At 41.8% G+C, this 18,471-nt stretch carries 13 protein-coding genes; 2 read left to right on the top strand and 11 right to left on the bottom strand.

The features are described from left to right. Positions 1 to 123: 123 nt before the first annotated feature. Genes RM552_RS09265 through RM552_RS09215 form a run of 11 tightly spaced genes read right to left on the bottom strand, consistent with a single transcriptional unit; the run spans position 124 to position 13,782 of the window. Positions 124 to 564: a hypothetical protein gene (locus RM552_RS09265; RefSeq protein WP_311368546.1), complete on the bottom strand. Its 441-nt coding sequence runs from the start codon at positions 562 to 564 to the stop codon at positions 124 to 126. Beyond that, positions 554 to 1,468 carry a tetratricopeptide repeat protein gene (locus RM552_RS09260; protein WP_311368545.1) on the bottom strand — a complete coding sequence of 305 codons (915 nt, stop codon included), beginning with the start codon at positions 1,466 to 1,468 and terminating at the stop codon, positions 554 to 556. Before RM552_RS09260 ends, RM552_RS09265 begins: the two co-directional genes overlap by 11 nt. Next, on the bottom strand, positions 1,455 to 4,772 hold the full coding sequence (locus RM552_RS09255; RefSeq protein ID WP_311368544.1) for a tetratricopeptide repeat protein: 3,318 nt from the start codon (positions 4,770 to 4,772) through the stop codon (positions 1,455 to 1,457). The genes RM552_RS09260 and RM552_RS09255 overlap by 14 nt, the downstream gene beginning before the upstream one ends. Then, complete coding sequence (locus tag RM552_RS09250; RefSeq protein WP_311368543.1) at positions 4,772 to 6,853, bottom strand: hypothetical protein; 2,082 nt, start codon at positions 6,851 to 6,853, stop codon at positions 4,772 to 4,774. Before RM552_RS09250 ends, RM552_RS09255 begins: the two co-directional genes overlap by 1 nt. 21 nt (positions 6,854 to 6,874) lie before the next feature. Further along, positions 6,875 to 7,510 (bottom strand): hypothetical protein, encoded by a 636-nt coding sequence (locus RM552_RS09245; RefSeq protein WP_311368542.1) that lies wholly within the window; start codon positions 7,508 to 7,510, stop codon positions 6,875 to 6,877. A 2-nt stretch (positions 7,511 to 7,512) separates the two neighbouring features. Further along, on the bottom strand, positions 7,513 to 8,685 hold the full coding sequence (locus tag RM552_RS09240) for a DUF3570 domain-containing protein (RefSeq protein ID WP_311368541.1): 1,173 nt from the start codon (positions 8,683 to 8,685) through the stop codon (positions 7,513 to 7,515). Next, positions 8,685 to 8,957: a DUF4266 domain-containing protein gene (locus tag RM552_RS09235; protein WP_311368540.1), complete on the bottom strand. Its 273-nt coding sequence runs from the start codon at positions 8,955 to 8,957 to the stop codon at positions 8,685 to 8,687. Before RM552_RS09235 ends, RM552_RS09240 begins: the two co-directional genes overlap by 1 nt. A 4-nt stretch (positions 8,958 to 8,961) precedes the next feature. Then, a complete protein-coding gene (locus RM552_RS09230) occupies positions 8,962 to 9,486 on the bottom strand; it encodes a peroxiredoxin family protein (RefSeq protein WP_311368539.1) in 525 nt (174 codons plus the stop codon). A gap of 13 nt (positions 9,487 to 9,499) precedes the next feature. Then, a complete protein-coding gene (locus tag RM552_RS09225) occupies positions 9,500 to 10,240 on the bottom strand; it encodes an outer membrane beta-barrel domain-containing protein (protein ID WP_311368538.1) in 741 nt (246 codons plus the stop codon). A gap of 24 nt (positions 10,241 to 10,264) precedes the next feature. Next, positions 10,265 to 11,026, bottom strand: a complete 762-nt coding sequence (locus RM552_RS09220; RefSeq protein ID WP_311368537.1) for an SH3 domain-containing protein — start codon at positions 11,024 to 11,026, stop codon at positions 10,265 to 10,267. 2 nt (positions 11,027 to 11,028) lie between these two features. Continuing rightward, positions 11,029 to 13,782, bottom strand: a complete 2,754-nt coding sequence (locus tag RM552_RS09215) for an HzsA-related protein (protein ID WP_432277204.1) — start codon at positions 13,780 to 13,782, stop codon at positions 11,029 to 11,031. A 911-nt stretch (positions 13,783 to 14,693) separates the two neighbouring features. On the opposite strand from RM552_RS09215, the gene RM552_RS09210 reads away from it, so the two are divergent. Next, positions 14,694 to 15,950, top strand: coding sequence for a hypothetical protein (locus tag RM552_RS09210; RefSeq protein ID WP_311368535.1), 1,257 nt, complete (start codon positions 14,694 to 14,696; stop codon positions 15,948 to 15,950). Next, positions 15,950 to 18,460: a LamG domain-containing protein gene (locus tag RM552_RS09205; RefSeq protein WP_311368534.1), complete on the top strand. Its 2,511-nt coding sequence runs from the start codon at positions 15,950 to 15,952 to the stop codon at positions 18,458 to 18,460. Before RM552_RS09210 ends, RM552_RS09205 begins: the two co-directional genes overlap by 1 nt. The last annotated feature ends 11 nt before the right edge of the window (positions 18,461 to 18,471 follow it).

Below are 18,471 nucleotides of genomic sequence, written 5' to 3'. Positions count from 1 at the left end.
GTTAATAATGTCGTTCAATGATTGATACGCTAACGACGTGTAACTACTCTACATCAGCCACTAGCATCGTTATGTATGCCAATTAATTAAACTTGGCTAAAAAATATACCTAAAGCTCGTATTTTATTTTTCGGGAATATCCGTTTGCGCAGTTTTTGCTATTTGCGCTTGTTGGACCCCTTTCATTTCATTGACGACAGCGAGTCTGCGTAAAAAAGCATTTCGCTCAATGGAAGGAAGTTTATTTACTTGTAATTGCCATTCTTCGTTTTCGTTAATACGCTGATGCACTGGAAGCTGCCAGGGCACTATTGTTAGTACTTGCGGCTGCTCTTTATTGCCTCTAATGGTGTCTTCTAAACGTAGAATGGGTTGCTGATTTGAATTGTTTCTCACCTGCTGAGTTTGCGTGTCATTTGCTTGCTCATTCGGTGTTTGCGGCTCTGGCGCCTCTTGCGTATCTTGTGCATACCCATCGTTAAAACAGCTGAGGCTTATACCTAAAATAAGTATTTTTATTAATAACAAAGCCTTGCTCTCTGCAATATTGATGTTAGCTACCATTACTATTCTCGCTTTTATTTCGGGCCAACGCATTTACTTGTCGCTGCACATCGGCTAGCCATCGTCCGACCATTTTTAGATCTTTCTTTAAAGCTTTATTTTGCGCTTCTGTTAATACAAATTGGGCGTTTTCGCTGGCTTGCATCGACTCTTTATGTTTTAACAAAGCGGCGTATGTCTGATAGTCGCTTAAAGCATCGGCTTTACGATTTAAATATAAGTCATTCAATACGGCACGGTTACGATAACTGTATGCATGTGACGGCTGGCTAACAATAGCTTGTGAATAAAGTGCATGGGCCTGCTCAAAGTCGCCTTCTTCACGTAACAGCTTAGCTAGTCGATTTGCGGCTTTTGCATTGTGCTGATTAATTGATAATGCCCGGCGATAGTGATTTTTAGCAGTATTAAGTTTTTGTTCACTAGCTGAAATGAGTGTGTTGGCAGGTATACCACTTGATGCCTCTTGTAAGGAAAGCGCTCGACTAATATCACCTGCCAGCACTAAAACATGGCTAGTGACATTAAGCTCATTATTTAGAATTTGCTCCATTTGTTGTTCAGCCAAGGCATAATCACCTGCTTGATAAGCGTCTAAAATTGGGCGCATGCTTTGTTTAATGTCTGGCGCTAGTATTTTCTTATTTGCTAAAAACAAATCTGGCTTGCTGTTAATGGCATTAGCCACTTGCTGCTCTTCTGTAAGGGGTTGGGGTTCGGCCATAGGCGATGACGCAGATACATCGACTGAATCTTGTGAGCTTTTTTCAGGAGAAGTTTCTTTACTTGTTTCGGGCACCTTTGATAGCGAAGGTAGCTGAGAACAGGCACCCAAGGCCGCTACAATAATCGCTATCCCTGCTAGTTTAGTTAGATTTAACACAGCATGACTAAAAGTCTTCATAACTTACCTCTGCCAATATTTCTGGTTTGTTGTAGCGTCCTGGCATAACATTTTTCAACACACCAAAACTTTGTTTTATCCAATCATCATATAAACCACTCTGAATACGCGTGATATTATTTTCGTGCAAATCAATAGCTGTTTCTTCAAATGGGTAAGCTTGCTCTTCAAGCAAAATTTCATATTGGCTCAACTCAAGGGCTGATAGGTCTGCAGGGCGGTCAGAATTCATTAAATCGTCGGCTAAGGTCAAATATAAATTAGCCAATTTATAATTTGCCGCAGTAACATATTCTTTGCTGCCAAAAGCCATGACACGGTCGTATTCTTGTATCGCCTTTTTTAGCGCGCTTTGTTTACGTTGCAAACTTTGCGCTAAGGGTTGAGAGAGCTTTATTTTGGTAAAGGCATTATCGGCATCGTTTGCAAAAACCATCGCAGCCATTGATGCCAAGTAAACTGAACGTGGGCTACTAAGCGCAGGCTCACTATTCATGACTTGTTCTTGAGCTTGCACCAATTTATTTAGCCAAAATCGACGCTTACTGTCTTCACCACTTTCTAGGTAAAACTCACTTAAGGTAAAGCGTGCTTCATTGGCATCGGCAAGTGGCCGGGGATATTTGTGGGCGTAGGCTCTAAATTTATCAAGTGACTCGCTCCTATCGCCTGCTTTTTCATAATATTCAGCGGCGCGGTATAACGCGAGTCGGCCTGTTTCAGTGTTTGGTGCTTGATTGTATTTTGTCATTAAGATAGCCGCCGCTTTTGGCCAATCTTGGGTTTGTTCGTAAGCATAGTAGAGCTGGTCTTCAATACCTTGCGATAGCGGGTGCTCAGGATAACGGCTTCTAAAATCAATAAAACCGGCAATAGCTAGAGGCCAGTTTTCTAGCAAGCTATAATAAACTGCGCTGTCGTAATGAGCCGCTAGTCTAAATTCACTAAGTGGCGTATCGGTAACTACCTTTTGCAGTAATTCTACGCCTTGTTCTAGTGTCGCGATTTGTAAATCAGTTAGTTGCGCTTTAGAAGTAATATTTCTTGTTTGCAAGGTTGCTGTATCTAAACCAGCTGTTACCAATAAGTTCTCAGCTTGTTTATACAAACTAGCCGCTAAACGGTCACTCAAACCTACTTTTCGTTCATCAGTATCGGGCAATCTCACTAACAACTCTCGATAAGCTTGTTCAGCTGCGGCAAAACCTTCCATCGCAAAATGACTATGTGCCATGACAAGCATGGCTGATGTTACCGTTTCGGTACTAATACTTGCAAAACCAGTATCTGACGCAGCATCTAACAACCATTTTGCCCATTTTTGGGCCGGTATATAATTTGTTTGCTTAAACAAATCCTGCATTAAGGTTAATGCTACTACCGGTGCTCGTTCATCTTCGCCAAATGTTTCAATAAATCTAGCTTGGCTGAGTTGCTGCGGGAACAAAGGAACCTGATATTTAATCGTCGACGCCGTTGCCATTTCCATCTCTTTGGGGGTCATAGCGGGTAAATTTTCGTAAGCGAGTAAAGCTGCATATGCTGCTTCAACTGCTTTTGGATTAGGCGAATCGAAATAAGCGTAAGTTTCAAACACTTCTATCGCTTGGATATATTCGGCAAGCGCAAAATGCGCTTCGCCCAAATAAAAGCGTAGTTCAGCTACTTCAGGATCTGGGGAAAAAGTTGCAATAAAGTTTTCATAATAGTCTTTTGCTTTGCTATACGCTTGATTACTTAATTCTTGCAAATCTTGGGCATCGGCCAATTTCCAACCTACGCTTTGTTCCTGATCGATTTGCTCACCCACAAAACCACTATTTGGTGCTCGTTGATCACTGCTCGTATTTGCTCGTGCCGCAAGAATGGCATCGATACCTTGGGCGATACTGTGTTCAGTTTGCGCCAATTGTTTTATATATTCACGCAAGTAGGGAGCAGCATCTCTGCCAATAGGTGTATCTAAACTTTGGACCACACCTTTGCCATAATTGCCTAATGAATAAGTTTGTACAAAACTGTCTTTTGCTAATAACACTCGGGCCGGAAAATCACCGAGTACAAATGCATCAATATGACGAATATAGAATTCGACCGCTCGCGGATGCACTGGATATTCGTTTGCAAAGGCCACCAACACATCTGCGCTGTCTTGGAAGCGATCATTGTCTAAATGCTGTTGAGCGAGTTCATTATAAATGAGTTGTTCGTATTCTCGATTACCAAATCCTGTAAAAAAGTCTTGTATTGCTTCAGCGTTACCCTGATAAGAAAAGGTCAATGCCATTACTCTAATGCTATCTTTTACTAAGCGAAGTTCGCCTTTGGTAATTGGGAGGTCGTCTAGCTTCATACTGTCGATACGATTTATTTGTGAAATACTAGCATCGAGCATTGTCGCAAAACCTTCCATCGCGTTTGCATAATCGTCAAGTTTAAAGTGGCTCCAACCAAGCATATAAGCCGATATTGCATAGAAATTAGTTTGATATTGAGCACCCGCATTGCCATAACTGACAACTTGGCTATAGTAGCCAACCGCTTCGCTAAAACGTTGGCGATTAAAATAGTATTCACCAATTCGGAAATACAACTCTAAGTGATAAGGTGTTACGTTAAACTGTTCAATGTTGAAGGTTGTCAGGAATTGCTTCGCCACTTTTACACTTTCATCTGGCTGCGCCGACAAATCGAGTGCTCTGGTCAATTGGTACATTGCGTCCATTTGCTTGCGATTTAAGGCCTGTTGCTCAGGCGTAAGTGCAAGACCTAAAGTTGGCGCGATAATACTGTGTTGTTCTAATACTAGTTTGTAATCACTAATTGCATCTGCAAACACACCGCCAACACTGCCTAAATCTTGGAGAGAATCTTGTGCTGTGTTTACATTGGCAAGTGCTTCACTTGCACTATCCTCAAGGCCAATGCCTTGTTCCAATTGCTGTTCAGCAATCAACATTTTGATATCTGCTAATCGAAAAGCAACTTGTTGTTTTTGTATTGGGTCGTTAATAAGTGGAAGTAAGGCTTCGTATTGGTCTCGTTTTGCCACTAAGCTCAACTCTGGAATATCCACTTCGTCGATGCGTGCCGGTTGCAAATCGAGACTAGCCAAACTAGGTCGAGAACTTTTACCTGCGACAAGCGCATCACGTCTCGCTTTTTCAGCTTTGCTTAATTCGTTAACAATATTGCCATTTTCATCTCTGATGAGGCCGTCAGTATCGTCGCTGAACAGATTGATACTGGGTACTGCACAAGCCGATAAAATAAATATAATGCAAATGAGGCTGATTATTTTCATTATCGTGCCCCCTGCTCAGTCAAATCTTGAATGCGCAACATAGCGAGGCGTGTATTCACAACTTGTTGTTGTAATTGTGATTGACGCTCTTCTATCAGCGCGAGTAGATTGCTCGACAAGCGCTTGGTTGTGTTGGTATATAAGTCTGTAGCATATTGACTTTGCAAATTTAGGGCTTCATTCATATCTTTAAATTGTTGCCGTTCGGCGCTAAAGGCATCTTGTGCTTGGCTTTTTGCTTGCAAATTTTGATACTGCGCCTTCGCAATCTCCATTGCATTTTCAGCTTCTTTCAACAGCTTTTGATGTTCCCATTTTTGAGCAACAATATTGTCCATTAGTTGCCATATCAAGATACCCTCAAGGCGATCTAGGCGAGTTTGATAACGAGGCCTTACCGGACGTTTTTGCGCTGGATCGGTTTTTAAACGAGTGTGTCGGGCAATAGCATTGTCGAGTCTTTCTATGTGGGCTCGACTGTCATTACTTGCCATTCTTTTACTTAACATTAACTGAGATTCAAAATCGTCACTCACTGCCAATAATGCATGCAGAGCATCAATATTTTGTTGAGCCTGATCTAATTGTGCCTGTGCTTGATCTAAGGACAGTTCTTGTTGTCGAGCCTGGAAAGACTGCGTGCGCTCATCAAGCATTTGTTCGAGTTGCTTCAAGCGTAACTTTTTATCTTCAATATCCTTTAAAATTTCGATAGATTGTTGCCGAACGTCTAGCAAATATTTGGCATCGAAGTCACCTGAAAGAGCAAAAAAATCGAGCTTCAAATCGGCAAGTTCTGCAGGCCACCTTTCGTTGTATTGATCAAAAAAAGTTGCTTCATTAACTTCACTAGAAAAAATTTCTAAGGCATTAGTGGTATTATCTATTTGTTCAGTGGTCGTTTGTAGAGCAAAAAATGCGCGCCCAAGATTATCTTGTTGACCGTAAGCATAGGCCAAACCATAGCTGGCTTGTAACGAAGATAAACCCAAGGTATTTTCTTGCATATATTGCCAAGCAGACATGGCTTCTTGCCAACGGTTTTCTCTAGCGTTCGCCCATCCATAAGCAAGTAAAGCTTGATCCGCTTCGGCGCCTTCACTAGCAATATTACGTATCACTGCAATGGCATTACCCAAATCGGCTTGTTGCAATAAACTTTGCCCCAGCCCAATATTTATGCGATCAAACAATGCGTCTTGCTCAGTTCTTAGCTGCTGCTCTTCTCTTTCCAACGTGGCCTGCTGAGCAATTGCATTTTCGTCGAACCAGCGCCAAGGAGTAATCGCCCAGGTAATCGAGTCGTAGACATCTGTGGCCACTTCTACGATATAAAAACCGCTATTTTGATGAGCAATGAGTGCCTGCTTAGCCCGCATAAAGGTATTACTTGACTCTTCATAGGCGCCCTGGTTAAAAAGCATAGTGGCATGATTGGCAAGCAAGTAGGCCGCAAAAATACTCTGCTTGGGAATTTTGTCAAATAGGCTCTGCCAGTCTTGTTGGTTTTGCATGCGAGTATGAGCCGTTAAATAGAGCAGCTCAAACCATTGCTCATTACTTAAATAATCTCTCAAATCGTCTTTTGCAATAGCCGCATAAGCCTGTTCGCTTAAATACGTTTGTTTATTATTAAAACCTGCTTTAGCCATAAAAAACCACGTTTTTGCTTGCACATAATCAGACGTCGTTTGGCTTAGTAAAGAGGCAAATTTTTCTTGGCTTTTAGCATATAATCCAAGTTGAAGCTGAGAAGCACCTTGCATCAAATTGAGTCGATCGGTATCGGCTTTGTCAATACCCGTAAAGCCATGCTGTTTTAGCCCTACTTCGGTAAGTTGCAGCACTTGTTGATAGTCTTTTTGAAAGTATAAGTACACTAGTTCGCCAAATTCGGCTTTGTGTGTGGGAAGTAAATTAGTCGCTAATTCATCTTTTGCAAACGGCGCTTGGACACTACCAAATATCAAAGCTAAGGCTAATAGACACTTACTACTTGGTATATTTGCAAAGCACGTCCGCGACGTAGATAAAACTCTATGTCGTTTAGCAATACAATGAAAAATATTAGACAGAAGCAAGCTCAGTGTCCTTTTGAACAATTATAGTTTAGTCGCACTAAAAGTAGGCTGTTGTTTGGCTGTGGAATCAACCACACTCAGCTCAATAGCAACTGGGTCTTCATCTTTATCAAATTCGATACTTACGGCTCTTTTGTACTCTCGATTTTGTGGGCCAATCCCAACAAAATATGCGGTTAGTTCATGGTCACCCTGTCCAACGTTACCCACATACAAACGTTGAACGCCACCACGATACAAGGCATTAACTTGTCTGTTGGTATACAAATAATATGTTTTAACTTCGCCATTGATGCGTATTTCAACCGCATCCAAGCCAAAGTACTCACCTACATCCATAGATAAATAAACCGCTACCTGTGTAGATGAAGGAAATAGCAGGTCTTCTTCTAGAATGAATAAATCCCGATTAAGATTAATCATGGCTTGTTTTAGTGTTTCAATTTGCTCGCTCAAATTTTGAGATGAACTAGCAGTATCATTTAGGGGTTTTAGTGCCTGTGAAGATTGAGATACTGCATCATTAGTTTGGGGTTTTGGGCTTAACTCTAAGCCCTGCTCGAGCTGCTCCGTCAAGCTTTGAGCTTGCAAAGTGTTTTGCACTAACAAAGCACCTAAAAAAAATAAAACTGAAAATAAAGTAAATAGACTGCGCATAATTAGTACCATATTGAGGCGTATATTTTTAACGCACTTGCATTAAATCCAAAAAGAGGTTCTTCACCAATAGGTGCATCGGCAGTAACATCTCTAAAATTGTCGTAGTCAAATTTCATATAATCGACCTCAACGTGAAAACTACTTTTTTTGATGGTAGCAGTTTCAGAAAACTTCCATTCATATGACAAACTAACACCTGCGGTCAGCCCATTATACGTGCTCATTTCTTTATCTCTGGCCATGAAATTAAATTGATTTGGACGGTCAAATAAATCACGATAAAAATCTGCACCTTCTTGTGAGTAATAGCGCACAAAAACATCGAGCAAAAAATTCTTATAAGGCTGTAAATAACCAATTCGTCCGTTACGCGCTTCTATTCCCCAAGAATCACTGTACATCCGAGCATCTGCATATAATGCTGCGCGGTAAGGTAAATAATAATTGGCATTTATTGAATAAGCCGTTGACGAGCGTGTATTTGGATAAAGCTCTGTTGTAAAACTAAAACCACGGTCACTATCAGCATCTCGATAGCGAATGCTGCGGTATGGGTTATTTAAATAGCCTTCGTCTGATACATGCTCAGCATTAAAACCAACAATCAAACTCTTGGACATAATTTGCGACACACCAATGCCAAACTTTTGCCTGTCAGCTTCTTCAAAAAAGCTTTCGTCGCCGCGTTTCATCACCTCATCCCACCCTTTGGAATAAGACATTGTGAGCGTAGTTAAATCACCAAAAAATGATTGACTTAATCCCACATAAACTGAATTTGCAACAAAGTCGTTTTCGGTGCTATTTGTATAACTTAAACTGAGCAAGGATTTTTCGTGTAAAAAGTCTGTGCCAATGGTGGTTTCTTTGCGTTCTTCTTGATATTCAGAGGCCGTAGCCCGAACGTCAATAGAAGCACCTGAAACCGTGTCAGCGTAATAGTTTGCCGACACAGATACATGATTGCCAATTTGCTTGCGTAGCAAAATTGATGGTCCATCTATGCTAACCCCATCGCCTTCGTAAGCATGGTACATCACGTCTGAACGGTCTTCTGGAAGTACACTTGCGTAACTTAAAAAACTAGCAAAAATTAAGCTAGCCAACATCCCAATAAAAGGTAATAGCTTTATTAAAGAATTATGTGTTAAGTCGCGCTGTTTACAATGCATTAATTACACCCACATCCACCGCCGGCACCGCCGTCTGCGCCACGTGCGCCCTCTCGAGATTCAGCAACGTGTTTAGCAAATGCTAGAGCAACAGGGTTTCTGCCCATACTCATTATAGGATCTGCTAAGTTACTGCGTTCATATGGCTTGACCCAAGGTTCTAATTTGAAATTAGCGATGCTATCGCCCGTTTCACTGATAGTCGAATTGCATCCGCCTAGTGTAAAAGCTGCCAAAATGAGCCCAATTTTTGTATACGTTTTTCTATTCATCTTGTTACTCCCTCATCAAAATCTTAAGCGCTTCTTCATATTTTTTTTCATCACCCGCACGGTAACCTAAATGCAGTAAACGCTGGTTCCCATCGCGATCAATTATCACCGTAGTCGGCATAGCATTAACATCGTATAACTTACTAACATCGCCTGCGGTGTCGTATAAAACAGGGAAGGTGACTTCAATATCATCTAGCAATACGTCGGCTTTACTTTCTTCGTCGTCAACATTGACTGCTAATATTTCAAAACCTAAATCTTGGTATTCTTGGTATAAAGCTTCCATCTCAGGTAGCTCAGCTCGACATGGACCACACCAACTTGCCCAAAAATTAACCAGCACAATATTGCCGCGTTGTTCAGATAAGCGAATATTGCCATTCTCTTTACTTTTCAGAGTAAAGTCAGGCGCTTGCTCACTAGCGTACAAATAACTTGCACCAAAAGTAATGCCACTCAAAAAGAACATTGTGACCATGGCGGTAAGGGTATAAATCAGTTTAGTTTTTATGGTTTGTTGCAACATTATTGGCTCCAGACTAAAAGAAGAAACTAGTTGATAACGTGAACACGACATTGTGAACACTTTTTTCTGGTCCAATGATATCGCTATTAAAGACGTAATCACGTACATCAAATCGTACCGATAGATAATCTGTAACAAGTAAGCGGTAACCCACGCCAGCATTGGCCGTAAACCTTTCGTCACCACCAAAATCAGTTGCACCTGCACCAATAATGATGAAAAAATCAGTATTAAACACCAGTGAATCTGTTAGAAAAAGTTCGCCATTAAAGTTGTATGCTACCGACAAATCGTAATAAATATATTCTCGTTGTTCTTCGGTCAAAAAGGGTAGACCACCTGACAATATTTCAAAGCTAGTTTCACCGGCTGTAGCTTGTGCATAATTGGCTTCTATGAATAAGTTCTCATTAACGTGATATGTTAAGCGTGCACCTGCGGTAATATCAGAAGAAAAATCCTCAATGCTGATAATGCCAGCATAAACACCAATTTCTATATTTTCAGAGTCGATATCAAATTCGTCTATGTCACGTCTTGAAATATTCGGATCAATTTGTACATCATCGCTGTCTTGTGCAAACGCACTTGTGTTCGCCGTAGCATATCCTGAAAAACTAAACAGCAAACAGACCGCCAGTGCAGCAAACAATGAAAACAATGCCGTCGACAAAAAAGCCGATGAATAAGCATCTGACGAAAGTACTTTCAACAATGGTTTTTCGTTAATCAATTTAACGCTGTTATTTTGCATTGTATGTCCTTTAAAGACTCAATTTTAAAAAAATACGCTTACGCCTAACATCCACTGATCAAGACGTTCTTGCTCATCTCGGTCAGTTAATGCCAATAAGCCTCGGTATTCCGCACGAACAACAACTTGCGAGGCAAAATAATACTGTGCGCCGATACCAACTTCATAGTGACTACTCTTGCGTACTTCATCGCCACTTTGCACAAGATTTGAACGTGGCTTTGTTCTTATCTCGCCAGTACCTAAAGCTAAATAAGGACTCACGCGCCAATCAGGAAAGAATGTTTGGCGCATTCTTACCGACCACACTTTGTTGTCGGCAAAATTTCCTAATGCTTGCGAAAAAGTCGCCTCTACCGCTAAATTTTTAGTCCAAACCCAGGTACCGCTAACAGATATTGCTGTTGTTTTATCAATCACGCCGCCTTGTGCGCTAATTTCCCAAGTACGTTCTAGGTAGTCTTCGAAAGAGCCATTATTGACCTGAATTTCAGTACCATCCACGAGCTGTGTTTGGGCTAGGTCTTGTGCTCTTATCCAGCCCTCAATTCCTTTTTTTGTCTCAACTTTGTACCAACCTGTTCGTTCTTTTTTAACTGTAAATACTTCACCTTCAGACAAAACATGGAATATTGGAAACTCAGACGCAGGTCCAGAGTGCACGTTAATAAATGGCGCGGTTACTCTTAAATCGACCTCATCTGCATGAGCAAGTGGCGAAGCAAAAACATGGCTAAGCGCTAATACAACAAAAACTAAGGTATAAAGCCGTAAGCTAAATTGCATAATTAATCCTGGGGTGCATCAAATGGGTTGTTGTAGTACTGGCCACCAATATCCAACCATTCGGCAATAAGCCGCATTTCTGCCGGAGACAAAATACCTGCATGGGTACCACCTTGTTCAAAGACGCTGAAAAAACGATTACTATTTCTTGCGCCATTGGTCCGCATGCTGGATGAGATACCGACTAAACGAGTAACTTGGATGGGATTGTCTTCTCCATCCAAAATAAGTTCACCTTCTTCATCTACTTCAAATACTGGGTCGCCGTTGCCATCAAACACTAAAACTCTGCGGTCAATCAACGAGCCTTCAATTACTTCTTGTTCGTTGTCGTTAAACATTAACTCTACGTAGCTGGTGGAATAATCTATGCGATTTACATCTTGGTCGGGGCGCAAATCAAGCTGCCCTTCAGGCACTCTAATCTCACCATTGGCATCCATTGGGCTATGACAAACAACGCAGGTATTATCGATGGGTTCTTCATCGGCGATAGCTTCTTGCACACGTGAACGCTGAATAATAGGCTCAATGTGATCAGGATAATTAATCACCGCGCGGCAGATAGAAGTCCACTCTCGTAAACATGCGTCAGTCACTGGCAGCTCGTCTGAGCTTAAACCAATATCTGCATAGGCATAGGTGAACGATTCGGCGGGAGCTTGTATATCTGGATCGGCCCAAACATCTTCAAATATGATATCGGCGGTAAGTCTAGGCAGGCCAACCACGCGGGCGTAAGTTTCAGCCATTGTCTCACCTGCGTCAGCAAATAAATCAGGGTTAGTATTTGGAAACGGAACACCTGTACTTAGCGCGCCTGTATTTATTGATACTGGTTGTGCGTCAGTTCTGCCATGCGGTGCAGTACTATTGCTGGCATGACAACCTATGCAAGTTTTCTGTTCCCCAGGCACTAATTGCAGCCAATTATTATGTCGCGCAGAGATGCGTTTTCCGTTGGCGTCGACAATACTGACTGCAAAAGGCACTCCCGATGGTATAGCAACTTTGACTGAACCGTCGGGTTGTATTGGTGTGTATCCTAAAATTTCACGAAATAGTTGTCCTTGACTGCGGCCAAAAATACGATTGGAAAAATCTAGGGTATCGTCGTCTGGAATCGACACGCTTTTTACTATCCGCAAAAATCGAGCAGGACGCTGGCTTGGGCTAACTGCTAGAGGATTTGCCATATTAACAAGACCACTAGGACTGCTATCTTGTCCATCGATATCGTACACGCTGCGAATATGCAATACGCCATACTTATCTTCAATTAATGTTGTTTCTTGACTGTCTACTGTTGTGCTTGGATTAGCAGGGAAAGGTCTTGATTCTAGCGCAACAATTTCTGTAATGACGGTTTCTTCGCTAGCAACGTTTAGTGGTAATTGGGTAGATTCTGTTGCATCAGTTGCAGGGCTAAACATCCATAGTCCATACAAAGAAGGTGCCCGCGTGAACCCAGGATCCGCAATGTTTTCGTCGTTACAAGGTGCAATAGTTCGCTCGGTTTCTGGTGCCGCATTTTCTGGTAAGGGCGCCAATAAACGGCATTGATCCCAACTAAATAGAATACGCCCACTACCATCCCATAATGGGTATAAAGCAGCAATGTAGCCACCTGGGCTTATATCACCTACCAAATCTATATTATCAAAAAGAGCTCGCTCTTGAGCCGGCCCCGTTAAGCTTGCCATACTAGCAACTGGTGTTTCATTATCTATAAAATTGTCGGTATCTATCGCAACGTAATCAGTGCTAAATCGGTCGACCGTAAATCCATTAATCGCAGCTAAAATTCGACTGTCAGGAGTAATACTGGTTGCCGCATATTGAAAATCACCGATACCATCAACTGAATCATGACTGTGTCGGCCATACAGTATTTCTAAATCGCTGCCGTCGGCATTCATTTTATATAAATTAATGCCTTTGCTGCCATTCACTTGATCCCAACGACTAAACAATATTTTTCCACTAGGCAGCACAACAGGGTCAAAGTCGTGGCTTTGGTTAAACGAAATTTGACGGATATTGCTGCCATCTTCATCCATTAAGTGCAAAACAGATGCGGCGTTATTGCGACTCTCTTCAAGGCCAGAATATTGCGGTTTACCCTCATCGAGTAAACGCGCTTGATTGCCACGTTGACGAGTTGAACTAAATACAATTCGGCCATCGGCTAAATAAGTTGGGCCAGTATCTTGTCCCCTCTCGGCAACCAGATCCGATTCAATCACTCGGCGTAAAATTTCGGTAACGGTGTCATATTCCCATATATTCCATGTAGGCTCTTCGTCCATTCCATCTTGTTCTGGTGCGCGCATAGCAAAAATTAACTTTGTACCTGAGTAGTCGCTGTCTAAATCTTTGATATCGTAGGGCAAGGGATTGCCTTCATCGTCGACTATTTCGGCAAAAGCAGTGCTTGAAATATCAACTTCTTCGGCAGACGCGTTTGCGCGCGGCTTTATTACCAAGACCGCTCCAGGCAAAAACTGTTCAGGCGCAAATAACTGTCGCACTTCGCCACTGCCCTCTATGTTCAAGTCTCGTTTGATGTAAGCGATTGGCACATCAACAACAACAGGGTCAGGTTCTTGTGTTTCAGTGGGAACTATTCCGCCGCCACAAGACGCCAGCAAACTTAGCGCGATAATGACAAGTGACAGACGCTTGACACCATAGGTATAGAGCGAATGACAAACAGTCAACCGGTATGCAGTGCTAAATTGATCAGTCAAAAACATAATATTCCTCGTTTGACAGTCATATAAATCGGCTTATCGCGTATATTTATTAATCTTATTTTGATGTAAAAACCTTGGCGCTGAATTCATCTTGCTAGTTCACCAATGTGTCATTTTTAGAATCAGTAAACTTGCTGTGACAACGCTAGCAAATACCGAACCAAATTTTTCCATACCAAAAGATTACGCGAGCCAGTCTGCACAAAATAGTGTCTCTAAACACCGACGAGCTTTATTTGCAGCTTATTACTTGACTGTTGCTAAAAGCATGCCTTCAGCATACGGTGCTTTATCATTAGAGCAATTCTGGTGTTTATAAATAGGCATGAGAAATCATACTGAAAGAATCACTTTCGGGGCTTTTAATTACTTATTGGAATATAAAACTTAATTTTTCTGTTAATTTGTTCTATAAAATAATTTGGGGATTCTGCACTGTACTACCGTGATAAACCAAATTTGCCACTCCAATAACTTTATTATCATACTGTTTTTAATGAATATTTTAGGTGCTTTAGTGCTTTTTTAGTCAAGAACAATGACATCTTGGTGTCTAAAAACACAGACACAAATCAACACGAAACATGTACATCATTTGCAACACTAATACAATTTTACTATTAAATTCAATTGGTTACAAACATAGGCATATTTATTGATAAGTCATGGTTTATCTGCAATTTAGTAGTGAAGCATTTCTGTTATTGACAGATAACCTCAATAGCTAAGCTGATTTCTTAATGTAAGCGGCGTGATAGTTGAACATTTCCAATTTTACTAGTCACTTCGGAAACGCTCAAAACCAGACGAGATAATTCGGCAAAGGTTATGAGGTTTAACAACTTTAAGAATTCAAATATAACCAAGGTCTGTCTAATAAAGGGTATAAACATGGCAAACGGGAGAAGCATATGAAAAGTTTGCAAAACATATTCAGCTTACAGTTAAAAGATTTAAGAAAAGCCAAATTGCCAATATTGAAGGGTTACGCTGTGGTAATTTGCTTATTGTTCGCCGGCAATCTTTATGCTGACAGTGTCAGCCAAGCAAAAAGAATGCATGACAGGATCGCAGGGATTCCACCAAGTGAACAAACCCTACAAGAAATGGCATCGCTTATTGACGCTGGCGACGATTTAGGCGCCGCACAAATTGCTCTTGAATCACCTTATTTTTATAACGTTACGCTAAAAAATTGGATAACGCCTTGGACTAACGAGGAAGCTGATGTGTTTGCTCCTTTGAATGATTATACGGCGACAGTCATAGGAATGATTCGTGATGATATTGACTTTAGAGAACTACTCTCAGGCGATATATTATACATCGCTAATAACAGTGTAAATGTGCCTAGTTATTCTGTGAGTAACAACAACCATTATGAGTCACTCGAAGCAATCGGTGCTGATTTGTCTTTGGTATTGCAAGCAACAACGCAATCGGCCACAACAGGGTTACCGGCAGATGCGACCGCTGGCGTTATGACCACACGCGCAGCGGCTAAGTCATTTTTTAAAGATGGTACTAATCGCGCTATGTTCAGATTCACTTTAATTAATCATATGTGCCGCGATTTAGAACCATTAAAAGATACCAGTCTTCCCCCAGACCGCATTAGACAAGATTTAAGTCGCAGCCCAGGCGGTGATAGTAGAATATTTTTCAATTCGTGCTCTGGCTGCCATTCAGGCATGGACCCATTAGCACAAGCCTTTGCTTATTATGAATACGAATATAATGTTGAAGGTGACCCAGACGGCCAAAATGGCCGATTGACTTACAACAATGTTGGTCAAATTGATCCAGACACAGGCAGCCGAGTCACACGCAAACATCAAATTAACGCCAACAACTTTGAGTTTGGTTTTATTATAGAGGATGACCGTTGGGACAATTATTGGCGAGAGGGGATTAACCAAACACTTGGATGGTCTGAGCAACTAAGTGGATTTGGGAATGGCGCAAAATCAATGGGGGAAGAGTTGGCTAATAGTCAAGTTTTTGCTCAATGTCAGGTAACCAAAGTATTTGAAAATGTCTGTTTGAGACAACCACAAGACGCCGCCGACAGAAGCGCAATCGATGAGATGACGTCACATTTTGTTAGCAATAATTATCGAGTGAAAGATGTATTCGCTCGCAGCGCTGCATATTGCAAAGGAGAATAATGATGACTTTATCTAACTATTCACACACCCAGTATTCTCCGCTATCGTCAATGTTTTTAAGACTTGTTATTTTAGCGTTTGCAATTAGTATTTTAGCTGCTTGTGGTGGCAGCGATGCACCCGTAGCAGTCGAAGAAACACCTATTCCGCCACCTGAGACTGAGGCACCTGTAAACTATACTGGCCCGCCTCCTGCAACTGAAGATGTGCAAAATTTCAAACTTAATGTGTGGGACAACTTAGCGACGTCTGACAATTGTGGTGCTTGTCATATTCAAGACCAACAATCGCCTTCGTTTGCACGTTTTGATGATATTAACGAAGCATATAGAATCACCAATACTCTGGTGAATAAATCGAGTCCTAAAGATTCAGAGCTGATTACCAAGGTCGCTGGCGGTCATAACTGTTGGTTATCGAGCGTGCAAGCCTGCACCGATATAATGGAAACATGGATTGGTGCTTGGTTAACAACCGACGAAAGTGCTAATGAAATAGTACTGGAAGCACCACCTGAAGTAGATGTAGGTGAAAACAAAAACTTCCCTGCTGATCCAGCGTTATTTGCTGAGTATGTGCATCCTGCTTTAGAACTATATTGTAGTGAATGTCACCAGTCTTCGGCTTCGGTACCTATTTCACCTTATATTGGTTCTAACGATATTACTGAAGCTTATTTAGCGTCTATTTCAAAAATAAATTTAGATGCACCCAGCGAAAGCCGATTGGTTGCTCGCCTAAGAGATGAGTTTCATAACTGCTGGACTGAAGACTGCGCCGCTGATGGTCTAACAGTGCAAAACAGTATTGAACAAATGGCTGACGAAATAGAAGTAACCGCATTAGACGCTAACTTGGTTGCTTCAAAAGCGACTAGTCTTGTAGACGGTATTTTGGCAAGTAGCGGTGGGCGTTTTGAAAGTAATGCGATAGCAAAATGGGAATTTAAAGCGGGTGCCGGCAATATTGCGTTTGACACTAGTGGTCTATCGCCTGCCATTGATTTAACTATTTCAGGTGGATACCAATGGGTAGGTGGCAATGGTGTTCGCTTTTTTGATGATGGTAAAGCCCAAGGCACAACCGCAACCAGTAAAAAATTATACGATTTAATTTCTGGAACTGGCGAGTTTTCAATAGAAGCATGGGTACAGCCAGGTAACGTAACCCAAGAAGGTCCAGCAAGAATAATTTCTTACTCAGGCGGCGACGATACCCGTAACTTTATGTTAGGGCAAACGCTCTACAACTATGATTTTTTAGTCAGACATGACAATACCGATGCCAACGGTGAACCTTCATTGAGCACGGCGAATGCAGACGAAGTTCTGCAAGCCGCATTGCAACATGTAGTGGTTAATTATGATGGTGCCGGCGGACGCCGGATCTTTGTCAATGGTCAAGACACCGGTTATGAAGACTCTGTAGAAGGTGCGTTGTTGAGCGAATGGGACGACAGTTTCGCCTTTGTGCTAGGCAGCGAAGTAAGTGGACGCTTTAACTTTGATGGCATATTGCGCATGGTGACTATCCATAACCGCGTGCTTACACCCGAGCAGATAGCGGGCAACTTTGACGCCGGTGTTGGCGAAAAGTATTACTTACTATTTGGTATTAGCGAGTTAGTCAATGTTGAGCAAGCTTATGTTGGCTTTGAAGTCAGTCAGTTTGATTCGTATACCTATTTATTTTCAACACCATTTGTAGTGAGTCTGGATCCTAATGCTGATATGGATGGCATCGACATACAAGGAATGCGCATTGGTGTGAATGGTCGTGAAGAAAGAACCGGACAAGTGTTTGCCACTCTAGACACGGTTGTAGATGGCAGTCAAACAGCACAAACCCTGGGTTATCAGGTATCGCGTCAAGGTACCATTATTCCTGTCCAAAAAGGCCCAGACTTAGACCAGTTCTTCCTCACTTTTGATGAAATTGCCAGTGCAACTTCTATTCGTACTGCGTCGCCTCCTCCCACTGTGGCAGAGCCGATAGATATAGAAGCACAAGCCGAAATTGGTGTACGTGATTTTGCCGAAATTAATGCCAGTATGGCAACACTCACTGGTATTGCGAGCAATCGTGATGAGGTATTAGGAACATTTAATACTTTACGTCAACAACTGCCATCAGTGACCAACATGGATAGCTATTTAACGTCCAATCAAATGGCGGTCACGCAGTTGGCGATTCGCTATTGCGACACCTTGGTTGAGGATACTAGTTTACGTAATGAGTATTTTCCGAACGTAGACTTTGCCTACGACGTGAATAGCGGCATCGATGACCAATTCAAACAGCAACTTATAGACCCCTTGACTGAAAGTATGCTAACTAACAATGACCCTAGTCAACCTAACGCAGTCGATGTAGGCCAAGAAATTAGTAATTTAATTGATAAACTTGCCGTTTGTAGCAACAACAATAGTTGTTCTGCCGACACCACAGAAACCATCGCAAAAGCGAGTTGTGCCGCCATTTTAGGTAGCGCAGTTGTAGTATTGCAATAGTAGGAGCTGAA

Source organism: Glaciecola petra (assembly GCF_031846345.1).
Taxonomy (GTDB): Bacteria; Pseudomonadota; Gammaproteobacteria; order Enterobacterales; family Alteromonadaceae; genus Glaciecola; species Glaciecola petra.
This window is presented reverse-complemented; position numbering and strand designations above follow the sequence as displayed.

What these genes read in the sequence shown, in the direction of transcription:
- RM552_RS09265 (WP_311368546.1), bottom strand. Translation starts at nt 564, where the DNA reads ATGGTAGCTAACATCAATATTGCAGAGAGCAAGGCTTTGTTATTAATA.
- RM552_RS09260 (WP_311368545.1), bottom strand. Translation starts at nt 1,468, where the DNA reads ATGAAGACTTTTAGTCATGCTGTGTTAAATCTAACTAAACTAGCAGGG.
- RM552_RS09255 (WP_311368544.1), bottom strand. Translation starts at nt 4,772, where the DNA reads ATGAAAATAATCAGCCTCATTTGCATTATATTTATTTTATCGGCTTGT.
- RM552_RS09245 (WP_311368542.1), bottom strand. Translation starts at nt 7,510, where the DNA reads ATGCGCAGTCTATTTACTTTATTTTCAGTTTTATTTTTTTTAGGTGCT.
- RM552_RS09240 (WP_311368541.1), bottom strand. Translation starts at nt 8,685, where the DNA reads ATGCATTGTAAACAGCGCGACTTAACACATAATTCTTTAATAAAGCTA.
- RM552_RS09235 (WP_311368540.1), bottom strand. Translation starts at nt 8,957, where the DNA reads ATGAATAGAAAAACGTATACAAAAATTGGGCTCATTTTGGCAGCTTTT.
- RM552_RS09230 (WP_311368539.1), bottom strand. Translation starts at nt 9,486, where the DNA reads ATGTTGCAACAAACCATAAAAACTAAACTGATTTATACCCTTACCGCC.
- RM552_RS09225 (WP_311368538.1), bottom strand. Translation starts at nt 10,240, where the DNA reads ATGCAAAATAACAGCGTTAAATTGATTAACGAAAAACCATTGTTGAAA.
- RM552_RS09220 (WP_311368537.1), bottom strand. Translation starts at nt 11,026, where the DNA reads ATGCAATTTAGCTTACGGCTTTATACCTTAGTTTTTGTTGTATTAGCG.
- RM552_RS09215 (WP_432277204.1), bottom strand. Translation starts at nt 13,782, where the DNA reads ATGTTTTTGACTGATCAATTTAGCACTGCATACCGGTTGACTGTTTGT.
- RM552_RS09210 (WP_311368535.1), top strand. Translation starts at nt 14,694, where the DNA reads ATGAAAAGTTTGCAAAACATATTCAGCTTACAGTTAAAAGATTTAAGA.
- RM552_RS09205 (WP_311368534.1), top strand. Translation starts at nt 15,950, where the DNA reads ATGATGACTTTATCTAACTATTCACACACCCAGTATTCTCCGCTATCG.